This window comes from Arthrobacter sp. TB 26 (assembly GCF_000427315.1).
GTDB lineage: Bacteria > Actinomycetota > Actinomycetes > Actinomycetales > Micrococcaceae > Arthrobacter.
On the sequence record NZ_AUPJ01000087.1, the window covers coordinates 24,290 to 46,025 of the forward strand.

Here is a 21,736-nt window from a genome sequence, read left to right on the forward strand (position 1 = left end):
GCTGGCGGACCGCTTCGGCCCGCGCCGGCTGTTTATGCTGGGCATGATCCTGGTGGCCGTGACCTGTGCGCTGGCTCCCTTCGCGCCGAACTTTGCCGTGCTGTGCGTTGCCCGCGCCTTTATGGCCTTGGGCACCGCGACCGCCTACCCGAGCGCCGTGGTGATGGTCGGGGCCCTGGCGAAGCAGGCGAAGGTGAAGTCCACCAGGCCGCTGGGCCGGATCCAGATGGCCAACACCTCCGCAGCCGCGGTCGGACCGGTGGTGGGTGGGCTGTTGGTGGGTTTCGTCGGCTGGGAGGCCCTGTTCCTGATCAACGTCCCGCTGGCCCTGGCCGCGATCGTCCTGGTCCGGCAGTTCGCCCCGGCGGACGAGGACCGGGAACGCGGCCGGGCTTCGGAGCTGCTGCGGGACTCGGACATCCCCGGCATCCTGGCCTTCATCGGCTCCATGGTCCTGGTGATGATGGCCCTGCTCAACGTCGTGCCCGGCTACCGCTGGTGGCTGCTCGGGGCAGGGACCCTGCTGGCCGTACTGTTCGTGTGGCGCGAGCTGCGCTTCGCCCCGCCNGCCGTTCCTGGACCTGCGGCTGCTGGGCCGGAACCGGCCGCTGCTGCTGGTCTACCTGGGCTTCGCCGTGTTCAACGGCGTCTACTACTTCGCGTTTTTCGGCCTGCCGCAGCTGCTGCAGGAAGCCGGGGGCTACGAGCCCGGTGTTGTGGGCCTGCTGATGCTGCCGCTGGCGGCGATGTCGGTGGTCGTCACGCCGTTCGCGGTGCGCGCGATCGACCGGTTCGGGGTGAAGCGGGTGCTGATTGCCGGCGTCGTACTGCTGGTGACCGCGTCGGGCATGATGTGGCTGCTGACCGCATCCTTCGCCATTCCGCTGGTGATGGCGCTGACCGCCCTGCTGGGCGTGCCATACGGAGTTGTCAGCATCGCCTCGAGCCAAGGCATGTACGTCTCCACCCGGCCGGAGGAGCGCGGCGTGGCCGCGGGGATCTTCCAGACCTGCCGGTACCTCGGGGCGATCACGGCCACCGTGCTGATCGGCATTTTCTATGGCACCGGGGTCAACCAGGCCAACTGGGGCCTCATGGTCTTTGTGATGCTGGGACTCGGTGCGGTGGTTTTTGTGGTGTCGCTGCTGTGGCGGGAGCGGCGGGACTGAGGCCCGACGGCGCGGACTCCGGCGCCGCCTCCCCGCAAGAGAGGCTCTCGCGGTCATCGAGGTATTGCCGCAGCACGCCGACCGGGCGGGGTCCTTGAGCTTCTCCATCGCTGCGGACTCGATCCGGCGGATGTGTTCGCGGGTGGTGCCGTGGACTTTGGCGACCGCGTCCAGCGTGTGGCCTGCGCCGTCTGTCAGGCCGAAGCGCATGGCAATGATCCGGGCCTCCCGCTCCTCGAGCGTGCCGAGTACGGCCTGTACCTGCGCTTTCAGCTGTTGATGGAAGAGCGCATCGCTCGCGTCAGGGGCGGAGGAATCCCAGAGCTGTTCGGCCAGGGCTTCGGTTCCGCCCCGGCCGTCGGATACCTCAGCATCCAACGACGCGACCGGCTGGGCCACGGCCGGCAGCCGGATAAGCCGTGACTGGTTGGCCACCGCCCCGCTGATGGCACTCCGGATGTGCCATATGGCGTGGGTGGAGAATCTGAAGACCCTGGCGACGTCAAACGTGCGAACGGCCTTGTACAGCCCCAGGTTTCCTTCCTGGATCAAGTCTGCAAAGTCGAGGCCCCGGCCGGTGTAATGCCTAGCGATCGACACAACCAGCCACAGGTTGGCGTGGAACAGTGAGTCGGAAGCTTTCCTGCCCAGAAGGACGATCGTCCGCAGCTCCCGGGCGTCCCGACCGGGCTGCGACGCACTGCCCGTCAGGAGTTGTTCCGCAAAAAGCCCTGCCTCGATCTCTTGCGCTATTTCCACTTCCTGCTCGGCGGTGAGCAAGCGATATTGGCTTAGTCGGCGCAGGTAGTCCCCGACGGCGTCGGTGCTTAGGTGAGTCAGTTCAGCCATGTCATCCCCTGTAGGACGGGTCAAGCTTTGATCGCAGGGTACGGGACGGCTATGACAATTTCCGCCGGTGGACCACGGCCGGGTACGCCAACCCGGGGACAACAAAAGGCTGTCCACGTTCCCCCAAGGAAACGCGGACAGCCCCTTTGTCTACTTCGTTTGTGTCAGGCGGCCTGAGCGGGTGGCCCGGGGTGGCTTAGCGCTGTTCCTCCCGCTGGAGGGCCTTGTCGTGTTCGGCGTGGGCACGGTGCAGAAGTTCCATGACCTCGGTTTCATGGCGAATGAGCCGCTTGTACTTCTCCGGCAGCGTCCGCAGCTGCTCTTCTTCGCTGACCATCTTGGTGAAGATCCGTTCCCGTTCCACGATGTCGGTTTCGTAGTTGAGGTCCAGGTAGTCGATGGCGTGCCGCTTGGCGCCCGAGACGGCGTTCTTCGCCTTGCCCTTGGGGCTGAAGATGGAGGCCAGGACGGTGACTGTGAGGACTCCGAGGATCACCAGGAGCGAGGCGCCCGTGCTGATCTCAAGGACGGTGACGTGTTCGCCGTCGTTGATGAACGGCAGGTTGTTCTCGTGGAGGGCGTGCAGGACCAGCTTGACGCCGATGAAGCCCAGCACGGCGGCGAGGCCGTAGGACAGGTAGATCAGCCGGTCCAAGAGCCCGTCGATCAGGAAGAACAGCTGCCGCAGGCCCATCAGGGAGAACGCCGTGGCGGTGAAGACAACGAAAACGTTCTGGGTGAGGCCGAAGATGGCGGGAATCGAGTCAAGCGCGAACAGGATGTCCGTCCCGCCGATGGCCAGCATCACCAGGAGCATCGGGGTGAGGACGCGCTTGCCGTTTTCGATCGTGAACAGCTTGTCCCCGTCGTAGTGCGAGGAGGCTGGGAGGAATTTCTTGGCCAGCCGGACGATGAGCCCGTCGGATTCGTCGTCGTGCGCATTCGGCCGGAGCAGGTTGCCCGCCGTGAGCAGCAGGATGAGGCCGAAGATGTAGAACACCCAGGAGAAGCTGTTGATCAGGGCGGCGCCGAGGAAGATGAACGCCGTCCGGGCGATCAGCGAGAAGACGATCCCGAACAGCAGCACCTTCTGCTGATCGGCGCGGGGCACCCGGAAGCTGGCCATGATGATGAGGAAAACGAAGAGGTTGTCGACGGAGAGGGCCTTCTCCGTGACGTAGCCGGCGAAGTATTCCGTTCCCATGTCGACGCCGCCGAAAACCAGGACGCCGACGCCGAACAGCAGGGCGAGGCCGACGTAGATCGATGACCAGATGGCCGATTCGCGCAGGGTGGGTGTGTGGGCTTTGCGTACGTGGAAGAAGAAGTCGAAGGCCAGCAGGCCCGCTATTCCGATGATCGTCAGGATCCAAACAGTGGTGGGGACTTGCATGCTGCCTCATTTGGTGTCGGCCGGTATGGTCGGCGGGGCTGGTCACCTAGACGAACGAACATCACGCATAAGGAGTGCCGGAATTCTGCAAATTCGACGGCAGTGTTCATACCCTAAGTCCGCCGCCGGGCACAGAAAAGGCTGTCCACGTTCCCCCAAGGAAACGCGGACAGCCCTTGTTCGCGGAGACTAGTTCCGCATGGCTGGCTCTACTTCGACCAGGTGCTTCCTGAGCACGAAGCATTGGCGCCCGCACCGTTTCCGACGTTCTTTCCTGCGCTCTTGCCGTCGACCAGGATTTCGCAGCTGACAGCGGCCGTGGCATCGCTGAAGTCGCCAATTACGGAAAGGCTGGTGATGTTGAGGTCTTTGGATGTGATGGACTTCTTCCAGTCAGCCGTAACCTTCTCGGTGGAGCTGCCGGAACCGGTCCAGTAAGAGACCGTGGCAGGACCTGACGTGGTGATGACGTATTCCACGGTGTGCTCGGCGTTAATGCTCTCGTCAACGGCCTTGGCAGCGGCGCCGATGGCAGCCGTCATGATGCCGGCGACGATGAGGCTGACGACGCCGAGAATGGTTCCAGCGATCGCCATGCCTTTCTTCCGGTTCTTGAGCAAGAACGCGATGATGCCGAGGATGATGGCGACCGGGCCCAGGAAGAAGGCGATCATTCCGACCAGCGGGATGATGCTGAATACTGCTGCGACGATGCCCACGACGAGGGCTGCGACGCCGAGGCCATTACTGCGCTTACCCTGGACGAGCTGCACGTTCTGAACCTGAGGTTCGGGCGCAGCTGCAGGTGCGGTTTCATTTTTGATTTCGGACATTTTTTCCCCTATTTACTTCTAGTTCAGATGAGATCCGACCGGAGGTTTGCTGCGGGATGCACGCAACAATAAGCCGGTCGCCGCATTACAAGCGGCGGGCATTGGGCGGAGCCCAATGAAGCACCTGGATGATGCGAAACACATGTGCGAAATGCGCGTCTGGCAGGTGTGGCCCGTAATCCAAGCTGAGCTTATCTGACGACGCCGACAAAAACTTGGCGGTCCGCAACTGTCCACCCGTGTCGGGGCGAGAGGGCCATCGGCAAGCTCAGGCAGCGCTAAATATCCGGGGCTGGATGGCGTCAGTTGCTCCCAATCTCCTGAAAATTTGTGACCAAACTGATGCGTAGTGCTTCGGAGACAAAGTCCTTTTGCGACGTAACAAATGGTCGCTTTGATCACCTGAAGCAAGAAGTGCACGAACGCCCTCGACATGCATCGGCCCGGTGACGTAATTAGTCGACGTTGGCTGTAAGTTCAATCGTCCACCAAGGTCAATGCGTCAGAGCACGTTGACCCTGATTGGACGGACAAAACTTATGGCAACAACAAATGGGGAAATGCATCATGACTGAAATCAACACCGAACCGGGTATTCCAAACAAGCCGGTCCAGGCGCCTACGTTCAACCACACGGAGGGTGCGGACACGCTGGTTTCTGACCATCCGGCATCCACCCGAACGATCTGGTCGAAATTCCGTAGCCGGCTGAACGGTAAGAAGGCTGCCGATGCGCTGGAGTCGGACGCGTCAGCGGACGCTCCCCGCACACCGTCGGGGGAATCTGGCCCGACCCGCCGAAAGTTTGCCTGGTATTGGGTGGCAGGCGCGGCGGCGGTGATTCTCGTCGGCGGCATCGTGCTCGGCACAACAATTCCTGATCCGAAGAAGAGCAGCGAATTTGTTGCCCTCCAGACGGAGAAGGACAGCGTCAGCGGAGAATTGAGCTCGCTCCAAGGGCGTTTCGACAGCCTTGCTTCCGGAATCAAAGGCCGGGAAGCCGCAATATCCGCTCGCGAAGTCGCCGTGGAAAAGACTGTTGCAGGCGTCAAGACCGCCGACGCAGCGGTCAAGACTGCTGAAGCTGCCCTGAAGAAGCGCGAAGAAGCCGTCACCGGAGCGGAAAAGGCAAAAGCCGCGAATACCATCAAGGAAGGGGCCTGGACCGTCGGTGTTGACGTTGAACCCGGCACCTATCGCGCCAACGCAGATGTGACGTCAGGCTGCTGCTGGGGAATTTACCGGACGGGCTCCAACGGCTCGGACATTATCGACAACGACATTGTGAGTGGCGGGGGTCCCTCCGTGACACTGTCAGCCGACCAGGACTTCAAGACCTCCCGGTGCGGAACCTGGTCCAAGCAGTAACCCTTCACAGGATGCAGAGGCGACAGCGAGCGGCCGTCCACATTCTCCCACGACGAAAGTGGACGCCCGCCGCCGTCGTGCGTCAGACCTTCGGTGCGTAGGCCTTTGGGAGCTTCAGCCCGCGGTCTTCCATGACGGTGCGCAGGCGGGTGGGGTAGTCGCTGATGATGCCGTCGACGCCGAGGTCCATCAGCCGGTTCATGTCCGCGGTGGTGTTGACGGTCCAGGGGATGACGGGCAGGCCGAGCTCGTGGGCCTCAGCGATCATTCCGGGCGTGACGGACCGGAAGGCGGGGGAGATGACGTCGTAGCCCTGGGCAGCCGCTGCCTTAGCGAGGGATCCGCCGTAGGTGTCGATGTCGATGCCGCCGAGGTTGGGGCTGGCGCCGGGCCGGCCGACCTCGAGCCAGGCGTCGCCGCTGGACAACGCAACGAGCGGCAGCTCCGGGGCGATCTCCTTGGTCAGGTTCAGCGACGACCAGTCGAACGACTGCACCGTGGTGCGGTCCGCCATGCCGGACGCCTGGATCTCCGCGACCACGGCCTGGGTCAGGGCCACCATGCCCGCGCCGGCGGACTTCCCGTCCTCCACCTTGGTCTCGATGTTGAATCGGACCTTCTCGGCGTCGGCGTCGCGCACCAGCTGGAACACGTCCTTGAGCTCGGCGATCCGGTTGCCCTCGATCACGTCCTGCTCCGGGAACCCCAACAGCGGGATGAAGCCGCAGTCCAGGGTCTTGATCTGGGCGAGGGACAGCTCGGCAACCCGGTCGCCGACATACGGGAAGGCGGCGTCGCCCGGCGCGGCCGGCGCGGTGTCAGCGCACTTGTCCGCCTGGATGGTGTCGTCGTGCCAGACGATGGTCTTGCCGTCGGACGTCAGGTGGGTGTCCAGTTCCAGGGTGGTGACGCCCAGCTTCAGCGAGTTGGCGAAGGCGGCCAGGGATTCCTCGGTCCACTCGCCGCGGCCTCCCCGGTGGGACTGGAGGTCGAAGGAACCGTTGCTCTCGTTGGTCTTGATGCCGGCTGTTGCCTTTTCGGCGGCCGTTCCGGCAGCGTTCGACGACGGCGCGGAGCCGGCTTCGGCGTGTGAAGCGGCGACGGCGGGGCTCGCCAGAGAAGCGATAAGCGCGGCGGTGGCCGCGGCAGTCAGGATTGTGCGCATGGTGATGGTTCCTCCTGGGTGACGGTTACCGGCGCTGCGCCGGCGACCCATCAACCCTAGGGAGGCGACATGGACTGCCGTGTTCGGGGGACTGGACCGCGGGTGAACACTGATCGCCGGACGGCTGCCCACGCTGGCTCTAGAGGTGTGACCGCGCCTCGATCGCCTGCAGGTCACGGACGGCGTAGCGGTGGTGCTCCCACTCCTCTTCGAGAATTGTGTGCAGGCAGGACAGGACGGTCACCTGATGCTCCGGGCCCCAGGGGTTCTTGCGGGCCAGGGACAGGTCGGCCGGGGTGACGGCGGCAAGGAAGTCGCGCACCATGGCTACCCGGCCGGCCCGGGCCTCGAGCACTTCCGCATAGGAGGGCACTGCCGCCGAGAAGACGGCCAGGTCGTAACCGTCGGTTTCGTACTCTGCATGTGGCTGCCCGATGGGGTGGTACGGCTGTTCGATCTCCAGGATCGCCCGGCCCAGCCATGTGTCCGTGGCCATGACCAGGTGGCGCAGTGTCTGCGCGAAGGACCATTCACCATCCACCGAGATCTCGACCGTGCCCGCCGGCATCGCCGCGGCCCGCTCCAGCGTCGCCGACCAGGTCCGCTCCAGCGCGGCCCAGGCGGCACGAAGACCATCCGGATCTCCCGCGCGTTTTTCGGCGCGGCCCGGAAAGCGGCGGTTGAGCTCGGCCTCGACGAAGGGGACCACATCGACGCCGTTGACGCGCAAGACGTTCCCGCCCTCCAACAGCCACGGCGCATCGATGTCCGCCCCGGCCACGTCCACCCCGCGCATCACCGCACCGGACAGATCCGACCGGACGAACCGGGCTCCCCGCAGGTTCACGTCGACGAATTGTGCTCCCTGAAGGTCATCGGACTGACTGAAAGCTGCCATGGCAGCAACTTTGCCACGGTCGCGCCGGATGCTGCAGCAACAGACGGTGTTGTCAGGTGCGACTATTTAATACCGCCTGCAATTTCTCGAACGACTCCGTCCAGCCGTCGCGGTGCAGAGCCATCCGTTCCTCCGTCAGGAACGGTCCCTGCGAGAGCACCAGGCGCGTGGCTTCGCCGGTACTCCCGAGTGCAAGGTCGACGACGGTTTCCCGGTCGTCCGGCGTCGGTTCCTCCCAGCGGAAGGTGTACACCAGGCGCCATGGGGGATCGACCTCCAGGAACTCGCCCGAGAGGTGGAACGGCTCGCCGTCCGGCGGCGTCAGGCGGAACCGGTAGCGGCCGCCCTCCGTGAGGCTCAGTTCGGCTGCAGGGATGGTGAATCCGTGCGGACCCCACCACTTCACCAGTTCGTTCGATTCCGTCAGCATCCTGAAGACTTCTTCCGGGGGAGCATCGAGCGTGTATTCGAGGTTCAGGACCAGTCCGCCAGTTTCCGCATGCCCGGCTACCTTGTTCATTGTTCAACTCTGTCATCCTGCCGGACGTCAGTCACCCCTTTTTCCGCAAGGCCGACTCGGTCCATAATGGCCACATAAGCTTCGGGGACCCCTCGCGCTGCTGATGGGTGGCGCGGCGTTGAAGAGTCCCAGGTGGCTGCCCCGGCTCGGCGCAAAGGGGCGGTCACGGGCTCCGGACAAGGATTCCGGGGACCGACACCGGGGGGAGCAACGCCATCGCTGCGATCATCAACGCACTGAAGGGAATCATCATGCTCAAGGATTCAAACATCATGGCTGTCCTCCCCGCGAAGGACATCAACAGGGCGAAGGAGTTCTACCGGGACAAGCTGGGAATCGAACCCTCCGAATCCATGGAGGAAGGCAGCCTCATGTACAGCTGCGGCCAGGGAACCCGCTTCCTCGTTTACCAGACAGATAATGCCGGGTCGGCCAAGAACACCCAGATGGGCTGGGAAACGGACAATCTCGAGGGCGAGATGGAGGAACTGCGAGGCCGCGGCGTCGTTTTCGAAGACTACGATTTTCCCGGCCTGAAGACGGAGAACGGCATTGCCACCGCCGACTGGGGGAAGGCTGCCTGGTTCCTGGACAGCGAGGGCAACATCATCAACATCGCCCAGCGCGGTTAGGCCGGAGTCAGGCACCGACCAGCGAGGCAAAGCAGCGCTGCCGCCGCCACGGAATCCGAACGGAACTGGCTCCCTGCGCTATGCCGCCAGCCCGCTCGGCAGTTCCGCTGCGTGCTGCGGAGCCCGGGTGGCGGCGANCCGCTTCGCCAGGTATTTGGCGTCCCGGCACACGCCGGGGAGGGTGTCCGATGCTGCTGCGAAGATGAGGTCTTTCCCCAGCAGGTACAGGCCCGGCAGGGCGTCCACGATCCCGCGGTGCTGCTGTTCCCGCCAGTTCGCGGGCAGCTCCGGGATGTCCAGCCACGGGTAGGCCTCGGTGAAGCCGGTGCACCAGATGATGTTTGCAGCCGGAAGGCGCTGGCCGTCGTCGAGCATTACGTCGCCGTCCCGGACGCCGGTGACCCGCGGCACCAGGTGGACGCTGGCGGCGCCCAGGTCCGCGAGCTTGGTGCGGATCAACGGCGAAGCCGTGGCAGCGAGCTTGGGCAGCACCTTGCGCCCGACCGGCGTGTTGGTGTTCAGCACGTGCATCCCGGCGAAGCGGACCACCGGGAGGAAGAAGCGGGCCGCGGTCCGGCCGTGCCGGAACGGGATCTCGCCACTCGGCTTGCCGGCCAGCCAGGTTTCATGCGTCCGGCTGGTCTCTAGGGCAATCTCCGCCCCGGAGTTGCCCACCCCCACCACCAGGACGGGACCGGGCTTGAGTTGGGCCGGGTTCTTGTAGTCATACGAATGGAGCTGCACGACGTCGGACGGCAGGTCCGCCGCAAATCCCGGCGTGTTGGGCAGCTGGCAGGCGCCGGTGGCGAGGACGGCGTTCGCCGCCGTCCAGCGCTGCGTCCCGGCCGTGACATGGAACCGCTGCCCGTCGTGGCTCAGCCGGGTGACGGCCGTGTTGGGCCGGACCGGCAGGTGGAACCGGGAGGCGTAGTCCTCCAGATAGTCCGCCTGCTCGTCCTTGGTGGGGAAGGCGAGGGGATCGCCCGGGAAGGCCCGGCCGGGCAGGCCGTTGTACTTGGCGGGGGTGAACAGGCGCAGCGAGTCCCAGCGGCTCCGCCACGCGTCGCCAACCCGTGGGCCGGCGTCGAGAATGACAAAGGTCCGGTGCTGCTGCGCCAGGTAGTAGCCCAGCGCCAGGCCGGACTGTCCGGCGCCGATGATGACGGTGTCGACGTCGGCGGTGCCGACGGCGCCGCCGGTGTCAGTTGCTGGGGTGGTGTTCATGGTGGTGCCTCCTTGGTGTTGCATGTGCGGTGGGGTGGTCATGAACGCTGTGCCTGCTGCGGCGCCGGGTGGCCGGCGGGTCCGGACCGGAAGCGCAGGTACCAGACGAGCAGCAGCGCGGAGGCGACGACGTAGAAGGAGTGCAGCAGCCAGATCGGCCCCGGCGGGAGGCTGAAGACGTACACGGAGTGCACGGCGTTGGCGACGTTGCTCAGCGCGAGGTAGCCGAGGCTGTAGGAGTCAAGGTTCTTCGTGTGGAGGGCCTTGAGCAGCATGGGCAGGTAGCTCACCGCGAAGAGGCCGGTGGATACCATTCCTGCGAGCACTGAAACGTTCATGCCATTAACGGTATTTTTCGTCGCGCCGCGGCGAATCGGGCGAATCACCCATTTCCGCTGGGCCCGGGAGAGGTCCGGCGGCCGGGGACTGGGTAATTTTGTGCAGGGCGGGAGGTCAGGGCGAGTCCGTGCTGGTAGGCGTAGGCTGTGACCGCGGTCCGGGAAGTCAGGCCCAGCTTGGTGAAGATATTGCTCAGGTGCCGGGCCACCGTTTTTTCGCTAATGAACAGCTCGGCGGCGATGTTTCGGTTGCTCAGTCCGGCGGATACCAGCTGGACCACCTCGGTTTCGCGGGCGGTGAGAAGCCCTGCGTCGGCGGCGTGATGGGCGTCGCTTCCGGTGGTGGGCGCCGGGGCGGTCCGGGCCGGGGCTGTCCGGGTGCCCCGCGCTGCGGGCACCGTTTGGCCAAGCCCCGACAATTCAAGAAGCGACAACTCAAGCCCAGACAGCGCCGGCGCGGCGCCCAGCTCGGCAAAGACTGCCCGGGCCGCCTCACGCTCCAGCCGGGCGGATTCCGCATCGCCCAGCGCGGCGTACAGCCTGGCCAGCAGGGCGCGGCAGCGGGCGGCTTCGAACGGTGCGTCGAGGCTGAGCCAGCGGGACCACGCGCGGCGGAGCGGGACCAGGGCAGCCTCGGGGTCGCCTTCGTGGAACAGGACAGAGGCCTCCGACTGCTCGGCGAGGGCGTGCAGCATGGGCATGTCGGTCGAGGCGCACAGCGAGGCCAGCTCCTCCGCGGCGGCCCGTGCTGCCGGTCCGTCGCCTGCCGCCACTTCGATTTCCACCCGGGCGGCGAGCATCCGGCGCCGGTAGGCGGGGTCGGCGCCGTCCATGGCATGCCGGAGTAGGGACTGGGCCTGGTCCGGCTTGCCTTGGGCCAGACGTAGGAGAGCCAGCCCGGGCTGCGGCGGGAAACCGGTCTCCTGAGCGTGCAAGTAGGAGGCCTCAGCGGCGTCGAAGTCGCCCCGGAGCCGGTGGATTTCGCCCTGTTCGTAGAAGCCGCCGTAGGTGGCCATGAGGTCGCCGCGGAAGGCGAGGTCCTGCGCCGTTTTGGCCGCGTCGATCGCCTCGGTCCAGGCGCCGTGCAGCCGGTACAGCTCGGCCCGGTGCATCTGGCACTGGCCGCTGAAGGCCACCAGGTTCTGTTGCGCGTCGCACCACCGGTCCAGAGCCCGTGTCCACTCAGTGGCGCGATGCAGGTCGAAGGCCAGATGGCAGGTTTCGATCACTGCGCAATAGATGATCCCGGCGGGGACCGGGGAGATTTCCCCGACGGTGACGGCCACCATGGCTTCGTCGAGCAGGGACAGACCGTCGTCGAGTTCCCCCAGCATGATCTTTGCCTGTCCGAGACCCAGCGTGCCGAGGGCCGCCGAGTCAGTGTCGCCGCGTGCCCGTCCGAGGTCGGCGGCCCGGGTGAAGGCTTCGGCTGCCGTGACGCCGTCGCCTTGGTAGAGGGCACCCAGCCCGGCAGGGACGGACAGCAAGCCCTCGAAGGGGCAGGGCTCGGGCAGGTCCTCGACGATCCGGTGGGCGCGGCCGAGCCAGCCGGCGCTGCGGGCCGGTTCGCCCAACAGGATGAGGTTCATCCCGGTCCAGAAGGCGCAGCGGGCGGCCGCGGGGTAGTCGCCGTCGGCGAGGTACTTCAGGTGCGCCCGGGCCAGGATGTCCACTCCCTCGGAGGCCTGGCCGGTGAGGATGACGGAGGTGGCCAGCTGTTCCAGATCGCTGGCCGGCAGTTCGGCGTCGTGGTCGGCAGCGGTGTACTGCCCGACGGCGTCCGGCCAGCGCCGTTCGGCGTAGGCTTCCCGGCCGTGTGCGAGTGCAGACATCCCGTCTCCCCGTTCCCGGTGGCGGGTCTGAGCCTGGGGGTGCTGCCCGGCCCGGCACTCCCGGAACCGGTGGTGGGCGGCGCGGCCCGTCATCTGCTTTTCAGGCTACCGCCGCCGGTTATGGGGCGGCAAGGTGCGGGCGGGGCGCCCGCTGGCCCGCCCATTCACCACGACGGCGGCGCCCGGGTTGGTCACATGTCTAGGGCTGGTTTGCGTCCGGTTTGCCATGCCGCAGGTGTCGGTGGTGCAGCTCGTAGCTGTCGAACACATCAGAAGAGGTGGTTCCTGAATGGCCGAACTTGCCGCGAAGGACGTCCGCGAGTCCGTCCAGCGCCGCGCGGAGCATCCGTCCGGCGAACTGGAGTTCAGGGTTGTCGCTGCGCTGGGCCTGGGATGCCAGCTCCTGGGCGTAGGCGACTGTGGCCGGCAAGGAGCCGCGCTGCTCGACTTCACGGAAGTAGTAGGTTTCATGGAACGCAAGCAGATCGATGCTCACCAAAGCTACGTTTCCGGCCATTGACTCCAGCAGCCCGGCAGCATGCCGGGGTTCCAGGGACAGAACACCTGCAGGACCGGCAGCCTCCCTGAACAGGTTCAGCTCGTGGGCAAGGGCCCGGCGGCGGTTAAGGGCCGGGTACATCTGCAGGATCCAGGTGACCGTTGCTGTCAGCAACCCGAAACCGGTGACGGCCTGGAGGGCCACAACCAGCCTGAGCAGCGAATGCGTAGCCACAATATCGCCAAACCCTACGGTGGAAAGAGTGACCAGGGAGATGTAGAGGGCTTCGGCGAAGTCGGCCCGCAGGGGAACCCCGGCTCCGTAAACAAAACCGTCCGTCAGATGCGGCAGGTACAGCAGGGCCCAGCCGATGGCCGCGAGGCCCGCCCAGGCGCCAATGACAGCCGCCATGGCCAACGGCGCTGCGATGAAGGAGCCCCGGCCCCGCAATTTTCTCGACACTAGCCAGAACCCGCGCATGATCGCCCGGCCCACAGGACCGGAACCGTGGGGATAAAGCAGCGTTCGAAAGACGTCGACGAGCATCAGCAGAACCAGCCCGGCCCCTAAGACCGTCCAGAGCGTGTCCTCAAAGTCCATGCCTCATCTTATGGGCGGCGGGCACGGGCGTGATGATAGCCAGCGGAACCCCGCAGTGCCGAGTACGACGGCGGCACCGGGTCTTAGGTGCCGACGTCGCCTACGCGGCGGGCAGTGGCACCGCCTTGCCACGCTCGCGTCAGCCCCGCAGCACCCACGCGGCGTTGTTCGGCTGCAGCCAGCCGTCCTCCGCCAGCGGCTGGGCGCTAAGCAGCACCGTGCCCGCAGGAAGCTGCACCGGCTCGGCGCCCATGGCGACGGCGATGAGGAAGTGTTCGTTGCGTTCGCAGATCAGCAGGTCTCCGGCCTCGACCCGCCAGGTGCCGCCGTCCTTTGCGGTGAAGACCTCGTTCTTCCACAGCTTCCGGCGCAGTTCCAGCGCCGCTTTGGTGAGGTTGAGCGCGGAATGAGGGTCCCGCTCCTGCCGTTCGATGGCGTGCCTGCCCCAGCCTGCGGGGAGCGGCAACCAGGGCTCGGATGGTGGTCCTTCAGCGGTGCCGAGTGCGAAGCCGTGGTGCAGCGCTGGATCCTCGGTCCGGGGCAGCGGCACGCGGGCGCCGTCGCGGCAGACCCCGCCGCGGGCCCACATCGGGTCCACCCGGGCCTCCACCGGCACGTCAACTTCGGGCAGCCCGAGCTCCTGGCCCTGGTACAGGTACGCAGGGCCGGGCAGGCCGAGCAGCGTCACCAGCGCGGCGCGGGCCCGGGCTCTGCCGAGCTCGCCGCCGCCGAACCGGGTGACGGTGCGGACAATGTCGTGGTTTTCCAGCGCCCACGTCGGCGCGGCGCCGTGCATCTGCCGGGCTTCCTCGAGGTCGTTGCCGACGGCGGCCCAGGCGTGCGCGTCCCAGCCGAGTTTCACAAAAGCGAACGCGAATGCCTGGTGCATTTCGTCCGCGCGGGTGTAGCGGGAGGCGCGGGCCGGTTCCAGGTTGACCTCGCCCACCAGCAGGCGGTGCGGCTCGTACTGCTCCGCGAGGGTGCGCCACCGGCGGTACACCTCGTGGACTTCCTCCTGGTCGGAGACCTGGGGGTTGGACCGCAGCCCGTCGACCACCCCGCCCTCGGACGGCGAATCCGGCAGCCCTTCGGCCTTGAACAGGGCATGTGCGACGTCGATGCGCAGCCCGTCCACGCCCTTATCGAACCAGAAGCGCAGCACGCCGTCGAAGTAGTCGCCGACCGCCGGGTTCCGCCAGTTCCAGTCGGGCTGTTCGGGGGAGAAGAGCTGCAGGTACCAGTCCGTGTCAGTCTCGGAGTCAGGGTTGGCGCGGCTCCAGGCCCGGCCGCCGAACACGCTCTGCCAGTTGTTCGGGGGAACGTCACCCCCAGAACCGGCCACGAAGTGGAACATCTCCCGCTCCGGGGAGCCCGGACCGGCCGCCAAAGCCGCCTGGAACAGCGGGTGCTCGGAGGAGCAGTGGTTGGGGACGACGTCGAGCAGAATCCGCAGCCCCAAAGAGTGCGCCTGCTCCAACAAAGACTCGAACTGCGCAAGAGTCCCGAACAGCGGGTCCACGCCGCCGTAGTCGCTTACGTCGTAGCCCTGGTCCACCTGCGGGGAGGGCTGGAACGGGGTCATCCAGATGCCGTCGACCCCCAGGGATGCGATGTACGGCAGCCGGGCGGCGAGCCCGGCGAGGTCGCCCACGCCGTCGCCGTCGCCGTCCGCGAAGGACCGCGGGTAGACCTGGTAGATGACGGCGGACTGCCACCACTGCACGTCCGGCGTGAGAGCGGTTTCCTCCGCAGGAGGGAGAGCGGCGGGGGAGACGTTGGCGTACTTGGCGACATCGCGGATGGTGACCACTGTTTCTCCTCCCTGAGTGTGCCTGCGGTTGCTGCGCGAACGCACTACGGAAGCCTAAGGCAAACTGTTTCGTTGGCTGCACCAACACTAAGGGGAGAGGCGGCTAGGGCGTGACTGATTAGGAAACAACGCCCTCAGGAGGGCCTGCGGCGCCCGGTCCGTCGAACCTTGCGCTCGTGCTGCTCTGGGGCACCACCACATGGACGGCGTTGCGCTGGACCGTGAAATCGTTGGGCGTGGCGGTGGCGATCTCGCCGTCGAGGTTCACCGGTAGCGGCGGCTCGGTGATCACCCGCACGTGCCGGGTGGTCAGGTGGTAGACCCGGTCGTGCTTGATGAAGCTACCGTCCTTGAGCAGCCGGGCGATGCTCACGTGCTCCCGCAGAGGCCCTGCCAGGATGGCGTAGATATCAAGGAGGTGGTCATCGATCCCTGCGGTGGGGGAGACCGTGTTGCCGCCGCCGTAGTGCCGGCCGTTGCCCACCGCCACCTGCAGCAGATCCCCGAGCTCCAGCGGCTGGTGGTCCCCCTCCGGGAACTCGAGGCGGGCCCGGAACGGCTTGTGCCGGGTATAAGCGCGCAGGGTGGCAATGCTGTAGGCCAGTGGCCCGAGGTGCCGCTTCAAGCGGGGGCTGAGCGCCTCGGTCACCGCCACCGAGAGGCCTACGGAGGCGACGTTGAGGAACGGCTCACCGTTGGCCCGGCCGAGGTCGATGTCCACCACCTTGCCGTCGGCGACGGTGGCGCAAGCCTCGGCGAGGTTGTTTGGTATCTCCAGCGTGCGGGCGAAGTCGTTGGCGGTGCCCAGTGGGAGGACGCCGAGCAACACGTTGGTGCCGGCCACCCGGCCGGCGGCGTAGGAGACGGTCCCGTCGCCGCCACCGACAACCACCAGGTCGTGCCCGTCCGCAAGCACCCGGTCAAGCGTCCCGGCCAGGTCTGCCCCCGAGTTCACATGGTGCACGGATGAGACCGGTACGCCGGCCTTACGCATCGCGTCCACGGCAAGTACGTGTGACGCCCCTCGACGGGAACCGGCGTTGATCACAACGGCGGCAGAGCGTGCGTCCCGGGCAGCCTTCATGTGGGCAATGTTAGGCCGCGGACCTGTGCGTTTCACCCGCCATCAGGGCGGGGGGAACCGTCAACTCGAAGCTGTCCAGGCTTGACGAGCTTCAGTTCGCCCAGTGCAGCCGACTCTTTGTACGTTTACACACCACAGCGGCCGTATATGCCCGCCAGTCAGAGGAAGTCCTGATGCGTCGTATGCAGCTCGGTAGGCAGCCTTCAGTCGTTTCCGTACTCGCCCTCAGCTTCCGCCAGGAACTCCTCGCCTTGCACCTCGAATGGGTCGTCAAGTCCAGCCAACTCCAAGAGGGCCTGCTCATTCAGGACCAATTGGCATTCTGCACAAGAAAAGTAGTCAGGCAGGGCATCCGCTACACCCCATGACTCGTGCTCGCCGGTGCTTGGATCAAAATAACCGTCGGATCGCTCGTTTTGCACTTCCTCGGCTTCAAGCAGGCCCGAACTCCCACACGCCGGACAAGTTGCACTCTCTGAGTACTTGAGTCCAAATGCCAACTGGCTTTCTGTCTTCCACGCCTTCTGCAGTTTCTCCGGAAGGTCGCCCCGCAACTTTTGCTGATACCGCTGCTGGGCTCGGTTTACGAGTGACTGAAGGCGCTCCTCCATATATTGCTGATTTTGTTCGAGGTGCTTGTTTACAACGTTTTCGCGGAGGAATCCGACCAGTTGATCTATAGTCTTGTCCTGCCCAGTGATCAGCGTGCTGGCGGAACTCCAGAACCTCTGCCACCACTTATCTGGAGGAAAGCCGCCGAATCCGACCCCCGCGCCATGTAGGTACTCATTGCGTGCGGTCGCGATTTCAGTCGCATGGACAAGATTGAACGTCGGGAATGCGCGTTTGCATCTCTTGAAGACTGTCGATGCACTCACGGTCGTAAACTTCCCATCCCCTTCACCGATGCCCATCGCGGCAAGGATATTCTTCCCTTCCTCGGTCGGCTCTGCGATAAGAAGAGGGGATATCTTTGCCAGTGCGGACTTGCCGAGCAACTCTAGGGCGAGTGACGACCACAAGGCTTGCTCATCGAACGACTGGCTGTCTTGATCGTCCATGGCACGATTGATGAATAGTTTCGCCTTTAGCCACAGCGCCTCGTGGTCGTACGACTGGTGGCTCACGTCCGCGCTCCTATCCTGTAGGCGACCCGCGTTACTTCACGTGCAGCGTCGCTTTCATCCACCTTGGCTCGCCCATGTAGGGCCGATCGATTCGCGATCAGAAGATACGAATTTGGAACGGACCAATGAATTGGAGTGGCTTCGTCCTGCAACGAACGTAGATAGTCTGCCGCATCCCGGGCCCTTGCGTCGGCAGGCTCCATCACATTCGGATCGTACCGTAGCCGGCGACCTTCCAGAACTGGCGCCAAGAACGCCGCCGGGCCACTACCGACAATGAAAATCCCATGCTGAAGGTATTCGGATGGAAGATAGTCCTTCGCACTGACGAAACGAAGATCGAGCTCCTTAATGCTGAGGACATTCGTAGGCGTCTCATTCGGCGCCTGGCAAAATAGGAGCACCGCGTCAGGAGGAGCGGGGAAATGTGCACCGTCTACATGTAGCGGCTGCTCATCGAGCCCGTATACCGCGCTGATAGATCGTGGATGGGGCGCAGCGGCCTGCGAGGAAGGACGAAGCACAGTTGTGGTTCCCTGTCCTGTCCGATTCTCCACTTCCTCCCACTTCGCCAACCTCGCTTCAAAGCGCAAGTTCTCTAGGCTCGACGTTTGGCCGAAAGACCAACCGTTCTTTTGCGCTTCTTTCCAGGCCTCCTGCAGACTCTTGATGCCGCTCATCCCCTTCATTTGAAAACGGCCGATACTCCCAGCGAGAGCCTATATGACAGCGTCATGCAAATATTTGGCTCTTCTGCTGCGAAACCGGGCCTGACCAGACGCGACCGATTCTGGTTACCCGGCCACCGCCGCCTTCGCGGCCTGCGAGGCCGCCATCCACTCGCTCAGCCACGGGGCCCGGACGCTCGACGTGATCCGGCAGTCGGCCACAAAGGTTCCCTTCGCGCCGGCGTCGATCCAGTCCTGGAGCGCGGAAAGGTCCGCCAGTGAGCGGATGATCGCGGACTCAGCACCGAGCGCTCGGGCGACCCCGCTGAAGTCCACCTCGGGGATCAGCATGGGCTTTTCGGTCAGGCCTCTGTATCAGTAATACCGAAAGACCATAGAGGTAGTATCAAAACGATATTAAGCGGCGCTCTGCGGAAGTGGACCCACACAGAGGTATGGAACCAAGACCAGTATGACTGCAGATGCGCGTCCCCGAAGGTTTAGAGACCATGGTCAGACCTTGGTCAAGGAGTGGAAAACCGTTCTCATAAGCGTCGTCGCGGGTGCTGCTCTCATTCTCGTCATGGCAATCCTGGCAAACATCGGCGACCAAACCGTTAAAGCCTTCATTATTCAGCAGACAGAGCAGAGGGTGCAGTCGTATCTCGGCAAGCTTTTTGTCATCCCCGCGGTAGGTGGAATTGCGGCGTTCATGGCAGCGGCCGTCACAGCCCTTGTTCTACTCGCGCAACTGCGGCACACGAAGGCAAAGGACCGGGAAGCTAACTGGTGGGAGAGATACGAGTGGATAACAGAACGAGCATTCCCATCAAAAACTGAGAACAACGACAACGCCGTCTCGGAAGAGTTCGCACGCACTCTACTGAATCAGTTGCAGAGTGAGGCAATCACCCACCTTCAAGAGAAGGCATGTTCAAACTTCATGTCGTTCGTTGTACGGAAAGAAAATTTGGCGCTAGAAAGTAGCGGGGCTGAAGATCAGCTCACGGACGTACTGGTGGAGGAGCCGGGTGACCAGCCGGGTGGGGTGCAAGCGGACGTACTGGTGGAGGAGCCGGGTGACCAGCCGGGTGGGGTGCAAGCGGACGTACTGGTGGAGGAGCCGGGTGACCAGCCGGGTGGGGTGCAAGGGGGCCCACCGGTGGAGGAACCGGGTGACCAGCCGGGTGGGGTGCAAGGAGGCGCACCGGTGAATGTTCCGGACCGTGCTGCTAAGTCGTCAAACACTTCCTTTGACGCTGGGATTATCCGTGCGGCGAAAAGTAGATGGGCTGCACAGCGCGCGTTTGAGGCAGTGCATGAGTATGTGGAGAGCACTCAAGGTAAGGCAAGCAGCTCGCCAGAGGCTGAGGTATTTGTCCTTCGACACCAGATCGCGACAGAACTGACAAGGGCGAATATAAGCGCTGCCCTACAGATGAATAATCCTGACGGTAACGCTGACGGGATCACGATTAGACGCGGCCGCGGCAGACTCACCATCGTTGCGCTGCCCTGGGACAAGGACAAAGCACGGAAGCGCGTGGCAGAACTGGTGCGGCAAGGAAGTCCTGTCCTGGCAATATCCCCGAAGTGGTCGCCCTCCTTGAAGCAGTCGAGGGAACTTTATACCGCCTCCAAGAAAGTCTGGGTGAAGTTTTGGGACCCAGATACGGGTGCAGACGATCTCATCCGAACGATCAATACCTTTATGGAACATCTGGAGCGTGAAGGGCTAATGGAGAAGAAGCTCCCGTACAGAGACGTGCAAGATCAGGCTCTATAAGAGCCATGAGTTCGGCCCGCGAAACTTGGAGCATTCATGGCGATCTATTCTGGTGCGGTGCGGGGCGGTAGATGCCTATACAGGGTCGTGCGTTCGGGCCCGTTTTTGCCGTTATCTGACTGATCGTGGATCCGCTAGCCCGGAGTCCCGGACGGGTGGTGGTGGCACCAGACTTCTTGTCCACATGGATGTGTGCGGGATCAATGCCGGCGGCCACCAGGGCGGCCAGCTGTCGGGTGAGGTCCTGTTTCGCTGTCGATACGCCTGCGTAGCCAATGTCCATCCGTGCACCGTACCGAAAGTTGTACCTGTGAGGGGGGATTGTGGCGGCACTTTTGGAACAACTTATGGGATGGTCAGGTTACGCGCCAATCCGCCGTTGCCTTGTCGCGGGGCAGCGTCCCAATTTAAGTGTTCCGGTTCCAAGGAAATGGGACACCTGCTGGTGTCAGCGCAAGAAAGCCCGCCCGTGGGGGACCGGCGGGCTTTCCAACGAGAGACACTACGGCGTCCGTTTTAACATCGAGTGCAGAACCAGATAGGTCCCGCGCCTCTTAGGTCTTCGGGAGCGCCCCGTGCGCTTGCGTCGCAAGGAGTGCTCCCTAATTGTCAGGGTGGTCTGATTTCCTTACCCAGGAGGACTATCAGCTTGCATAGACCGTGCTTTCTACATTTTTTGGGGAGAAGATGCCACTTGCCGCTTACCTAGCCGGCGAACGCATTGAAGCGCCATTTGTGAGCGATTCGGACTGGGCCGACGTTCGGAGGCGCTGCAGAGCAGGGGAGGCCCTGACGATGTCTTGCGGCCAACCTGGTAAGCCGCGAATCTCGAAGAACGGATTGAAGCATTTTTACCATCATGGAAAGACGGACTGTTCTTTACATCCCGGTGGGGAATCTGCGGATCACTTGGAGATGAAGTCCTTGGTCGCGGCGGCCGCACGCGAAGCAGGGTGGGAGGCAGTGATCGAACAGGCTGGCCCTGATCGGTCATGGATTGCTGATGTGATGGTGAGCAGGGGGACGGAGAAGTGGGCTCTCGAGATCCAATTCTCGCGTCAGGATGCCGACGAGTTTCGGCGGCGGCAGCAACGCTACGAAGCTGATGGCATACGGTGCTTTTGGCTAGTTGCCGAAGTCAATCGTGAAGCGGCTGGCATTGTGCCGTCGGCGATGATTGGTGGGGTGCTGGGAGCAAGGACTCTCAGCCTGCCCGGCCCATTCACGGTTCCTGTCATCAGCGGCCCGGATGAAGCTATCAAGAACTTGCTGAACCACGGGATTAAGCAATACATTGAGCCGGTTGTCCGGGCCTACTCGTTGGAAACGGCAATGATTAAATGCTGGCGAGAGAGCTGCAAGCGGTGGATCACGGCTTGGAGGCTGGGGAGTCTTCAGGTTGAAACAAGGTGTGGTCAAACAGGCAGTCTGCTCGCTATGCACCACTTTGACTCCCGGAAGTTCCTCGCCGATAGGATCGAGCGGGCTATAGCAGTCAAGGTCATTCCGATCTTGAAGCAGGCAGATCTACCCGCCCCCATGTTTTTGGCGACCAGGTTCAGTAAAGCGGCGAACCTCTCTTACCTGGCATTCTGTTGCCCCTTCTGCAATAGCCTTCAAGGAGATACTCCGCTCAACCATCACAGCGTGAGCTGGCGCAGCTACGTGGTGGAGGGATGGTTACCATGGCCCATCAGTAAGGGCGTGTTGGCCCGTGATCACCTTTGTGTGGACGTCGGGCGAGGGCACTGCAGCCAAGAGCCTCAGACGCCAGAGGGGCCAGCTTTTCCGGACGGCAAGGCTCACTGGGTTAGGGCGTCACCCCAGCTATTGGGCAGCGAACTTCCACCGCTGCCAAGACGGGGAGAACGAAAGGCCCGAGTCCAACGTAGAACTAGTCAGTAGCTTCCCACTTCCAAGGAGGTGGGACGGCCCCTGATT

Annotated in this window: 19 protein-coding genes and 2 pseudogenes (1 of these 21 only partly in view); 5 read left to right on the top strand and 16 right to left on the bottom strand. The window is 64.0% G+C overall.

What is annotated here, in order from left to right:
• A pseudogene (locus K789_RS22065) lies at positions 1–1,169 on the top strand (MFS transporter); it begins 210 nt to the left of the window's first position.
• Between the two features lie 150 nt (positions 1,170–1,319).
• On the opposite strand, the pseudogene K789_RS26715 reads toward K789_RS22065, so the two are convergent.
• From K789_RS26715 to K789_RS23835, 3 genes and pseudogenes are all read right to left on the bottom strand, one after another.
• Positions 1,320–2,018, bottom strand: a pseudogene (locus tag K789_RS26715) (sigma-70 family RNA polymerase sigma factor); the annotation flags it as partial.
• Between the two features lie 196 nt (positions 2,019–2,214).
• Entirely contained in the window at positions 2,215–3,411 is a 1,197-nt protein-coding gene (locus tag K789_RS0102085) for a TerC family protein (protein ID WP_024365296.1), read from the bottom strand.
• A 209-nt stretch (positions 3,412–3,620) separates the two neighbouring features.
• Entirely contained in the window at positions 3,621–4,244 is a 624-nt protein-coding gene (locus tag K789_RS23835; protein ID WP_024365297.1) for a DUF4190 domain-containing protein, read from the bottom strand.
• Positions 4,245–4,811: 567 nt separating this feature from the next.
• Here K789_RS23835 and K789_RS0102095 point away from each other — a divergent pair.
• Positions 4,812–5,612: a hypothetical protein gene (locus tag K789_RS0102095; RefSeq protein ID WP_128081537.1), complete on the top strand. Its 801-nt coding sequence runs from the start codon at positions 4,812–4,814 to the stop codon at positions 5,610–5,612.
• A gap of 82 nt (positions 5,613–5,694) precedes the next feature.
• On the opposite strand, the gene K789_RS0102100 is transcribed toward K789_RS0102095, so the two are convergent.
• The 3 genes from K789_RS0102100 to K789_RS0102110 all read right to left on the bottom strand — a co-directional run bounded on the left by K789_RS0102100 (position 5,695) and on the right by K789_RS0102110 (position 8,195).
• A complete protein-coding gene (locus K789_RS0102100; RefSeq protein WP_024365299.1) occupies positions 5,695–6,777 on the bottom strand; it encodes a glycerophosphodiester phosphodiesterase family protein in 1,083 nt (360 codons plus the stop codon).
• 139 nt (positions 6,778–6,916) lie between these two features.
• Complete coding sequence (locus K789_RS0102105) at positions 6,917–7,675, bottom strand: DinB family protein (protein WP_024365300.1); 759 nt, start codon at positions 7,673–7,675, stop codon at positions 6,917–6,919.
• Between the two features lie 52 nt (positions 7,676–7,727).
• Positions 7,728–8,195 (bottom strand): SRPBCC family protein, encoded by a 468-nt coding sequence (locus tag K789_RS0102110; RefSeq protein ID WP_024365301.1) that lies wholly within the window; start codon positions 8,193–8,195, stop codon positions 7,728–7,730.
• 251 nt (positions 8,196–8,446) lie between these two features.
• Between K789_RS0102110 and K789_RS0102120 the strand changes: the two genes are divergently transcribed.
• Entirely contained in the window at positions 8,447–8,827 is a 381-nt protein-coding gene (locus tag K789_RS0102120; RefSeq protein WP_024365302.1) for a VOC family protein, read from the top strand.
• Between the two features lie 78 nt (positions 8,828–8,905).
• Here K789_RS0102120 and K789_RS0102125 read toward each other — a convergent pair whose 3' ends face one another.
• From K789_RS0102125 to K789_RS0102165, 9 genes are all read right to left on the bottom strand, one after another.
• Positions 8,906–10,051, bottom strand: coding sequence for a flavin-containing monooxygenase (locus tag K789_RS0102125; protein ID WP_024365303.1), 1,146 nt, complete (start codon positions 10,049–10,051; stop codon positions 8,906–8,908).
• Between the two features lie 38 nt (positions 10,052–10,089).
• A complete protein-coding gene (locus K789_RS0102130; protein WP_024365304.1) occupies positions 10,090–10,389 on the bottom strand; it encodes a hypothetical protein in 300 nt (99 codons plus the stop codon).
• Positions 10,390–10,433: 44 nt separating this feature from the next.
• On the bottom strand, positions 10,434–12,221 hold the full coding sequence (locus K789_RS25925; RefSeq protein WP_024365305.1) for a helix-turn-helix transcriptional regulator: 1,788 nt from the start codon (positions 12,219–12,221) through the stop codon (positions 10,434–10,436).
• 199 nt (positions 12,222–12,420) lie between these two features.
• Positions 12,421–13,320 (bottom strand): potassium channel family protein, encoded by a 900-nt coding sequence (locus tag K789_RS0102140; protein WP_024365306.1) that lies wholly within the window; start codon positions 13,318–13,320, stop codon positions 12,421–12,423.
• A 139-nt stretch (positions 13,321–13,459) separates the two neighbouring features.
• Positions 13,460–15,130 carry an alpha-amylase family glycosyl hydrolase gene (locus tag K789_RS0102145; RefSeq protein ID WP_024365307.1) on the bottom strand — a complete coding sequence of 557 codons (1,671 nt, stop codon included), beginning with the start codon at positions 15,128–15,130 and terminating at the stop codon, positions 13,460–13,462.
• 118 nt (positions 15,131–15,248) lie between these two features.
• Entirely contained in the window at positions 15,249–16,214 is a 966-nt protein-coding gene (locus tag K789_RS0102150; RefSeq protein ID WP_024365308.1) for a lipid kinase, read from the bottom strand.
• 203 nt (positions 16,215–16,417) lie between these two features.
• Complete coding sequence (locus tag K789_RS0102155) at positions 16,418–17,341, bottom strand: hypothetical protein (protein ID WP_024365309.1); 924 nt, start codon at positions 17,339–17,341, stop codon at positions 16,418–16,420.
• Complete coding sequence (locus K789_RS24910; protein WP_128081538.1) at positions 17,338–18,021, bottom strand: hypothetical protein; 684 nt, start codon at positions 18,019–18,021, stop codon at positions 17,338–17,340. Before K789_RS24910 ends, K789_RS0102155 begins: the two co-directional genes overlap by 4 nt.
• A 114-nt stretch (positions 18,022–18,135) precedes the next feature.
• Positions 18,136–18,360 (bottom strand): hypothetical protein, encoded by a 225-nt coding sequence (locus K789_RS0102165; RefSeq protein ID WP_024365310.1) that lies wholly within the window; start codon positions 18,358–18,360, stop codon positions 18,136–18,138.
• A gap of 169 nt (positions 18,361–18,529) precedes the next feature.
• On the opposite strand from K789_RS0102165, the gene K789_RS0102170 reads away from it, so the two are divergent.
• A complete protein-coding gene (locus tag K789_RS0102170) occupies positions 18,530–19,795 on the top strand; it encodes a hypothetical protein (RefSeq protein WP_128081539.1) in 1,266 nt (421 codons plus the stop codon).
• A 34-nt stretch (positions 19,796–19,829) separates the two neighbouring features.
• Here the strand turns inward: K789_RS0102170 and K789_RS24325 are convergent, their stop codons facing one another.
• Positions 19,830–20,078: a recombinase family protein gene (locus tag K789_RS24325; protein WP_084507150.1), complete on the bottom strand. Its 249-nt coding sequence runs from the start codon at positions 20,076–20,078 to the stop codon at positions 19,830–19,832.
• A gap of 512 nt (positions 20,079–20,590) precedes the next feature.
• On the opposite strand from K789_RS24325, the gene K789_RS26720 reads away from it, so the two are divergent.
• Positions 20,591–21,700, top strand: coding sequence for a competence protein CoiA (locus K789_RS26720; protein WP_416352783.1), 1,110 nt, complete (start codon positions 20,591–20,593; stop codon positions 21,698–21,700).
• Positions 21,701–21,736: the final 36 nt, after the last annotated feature.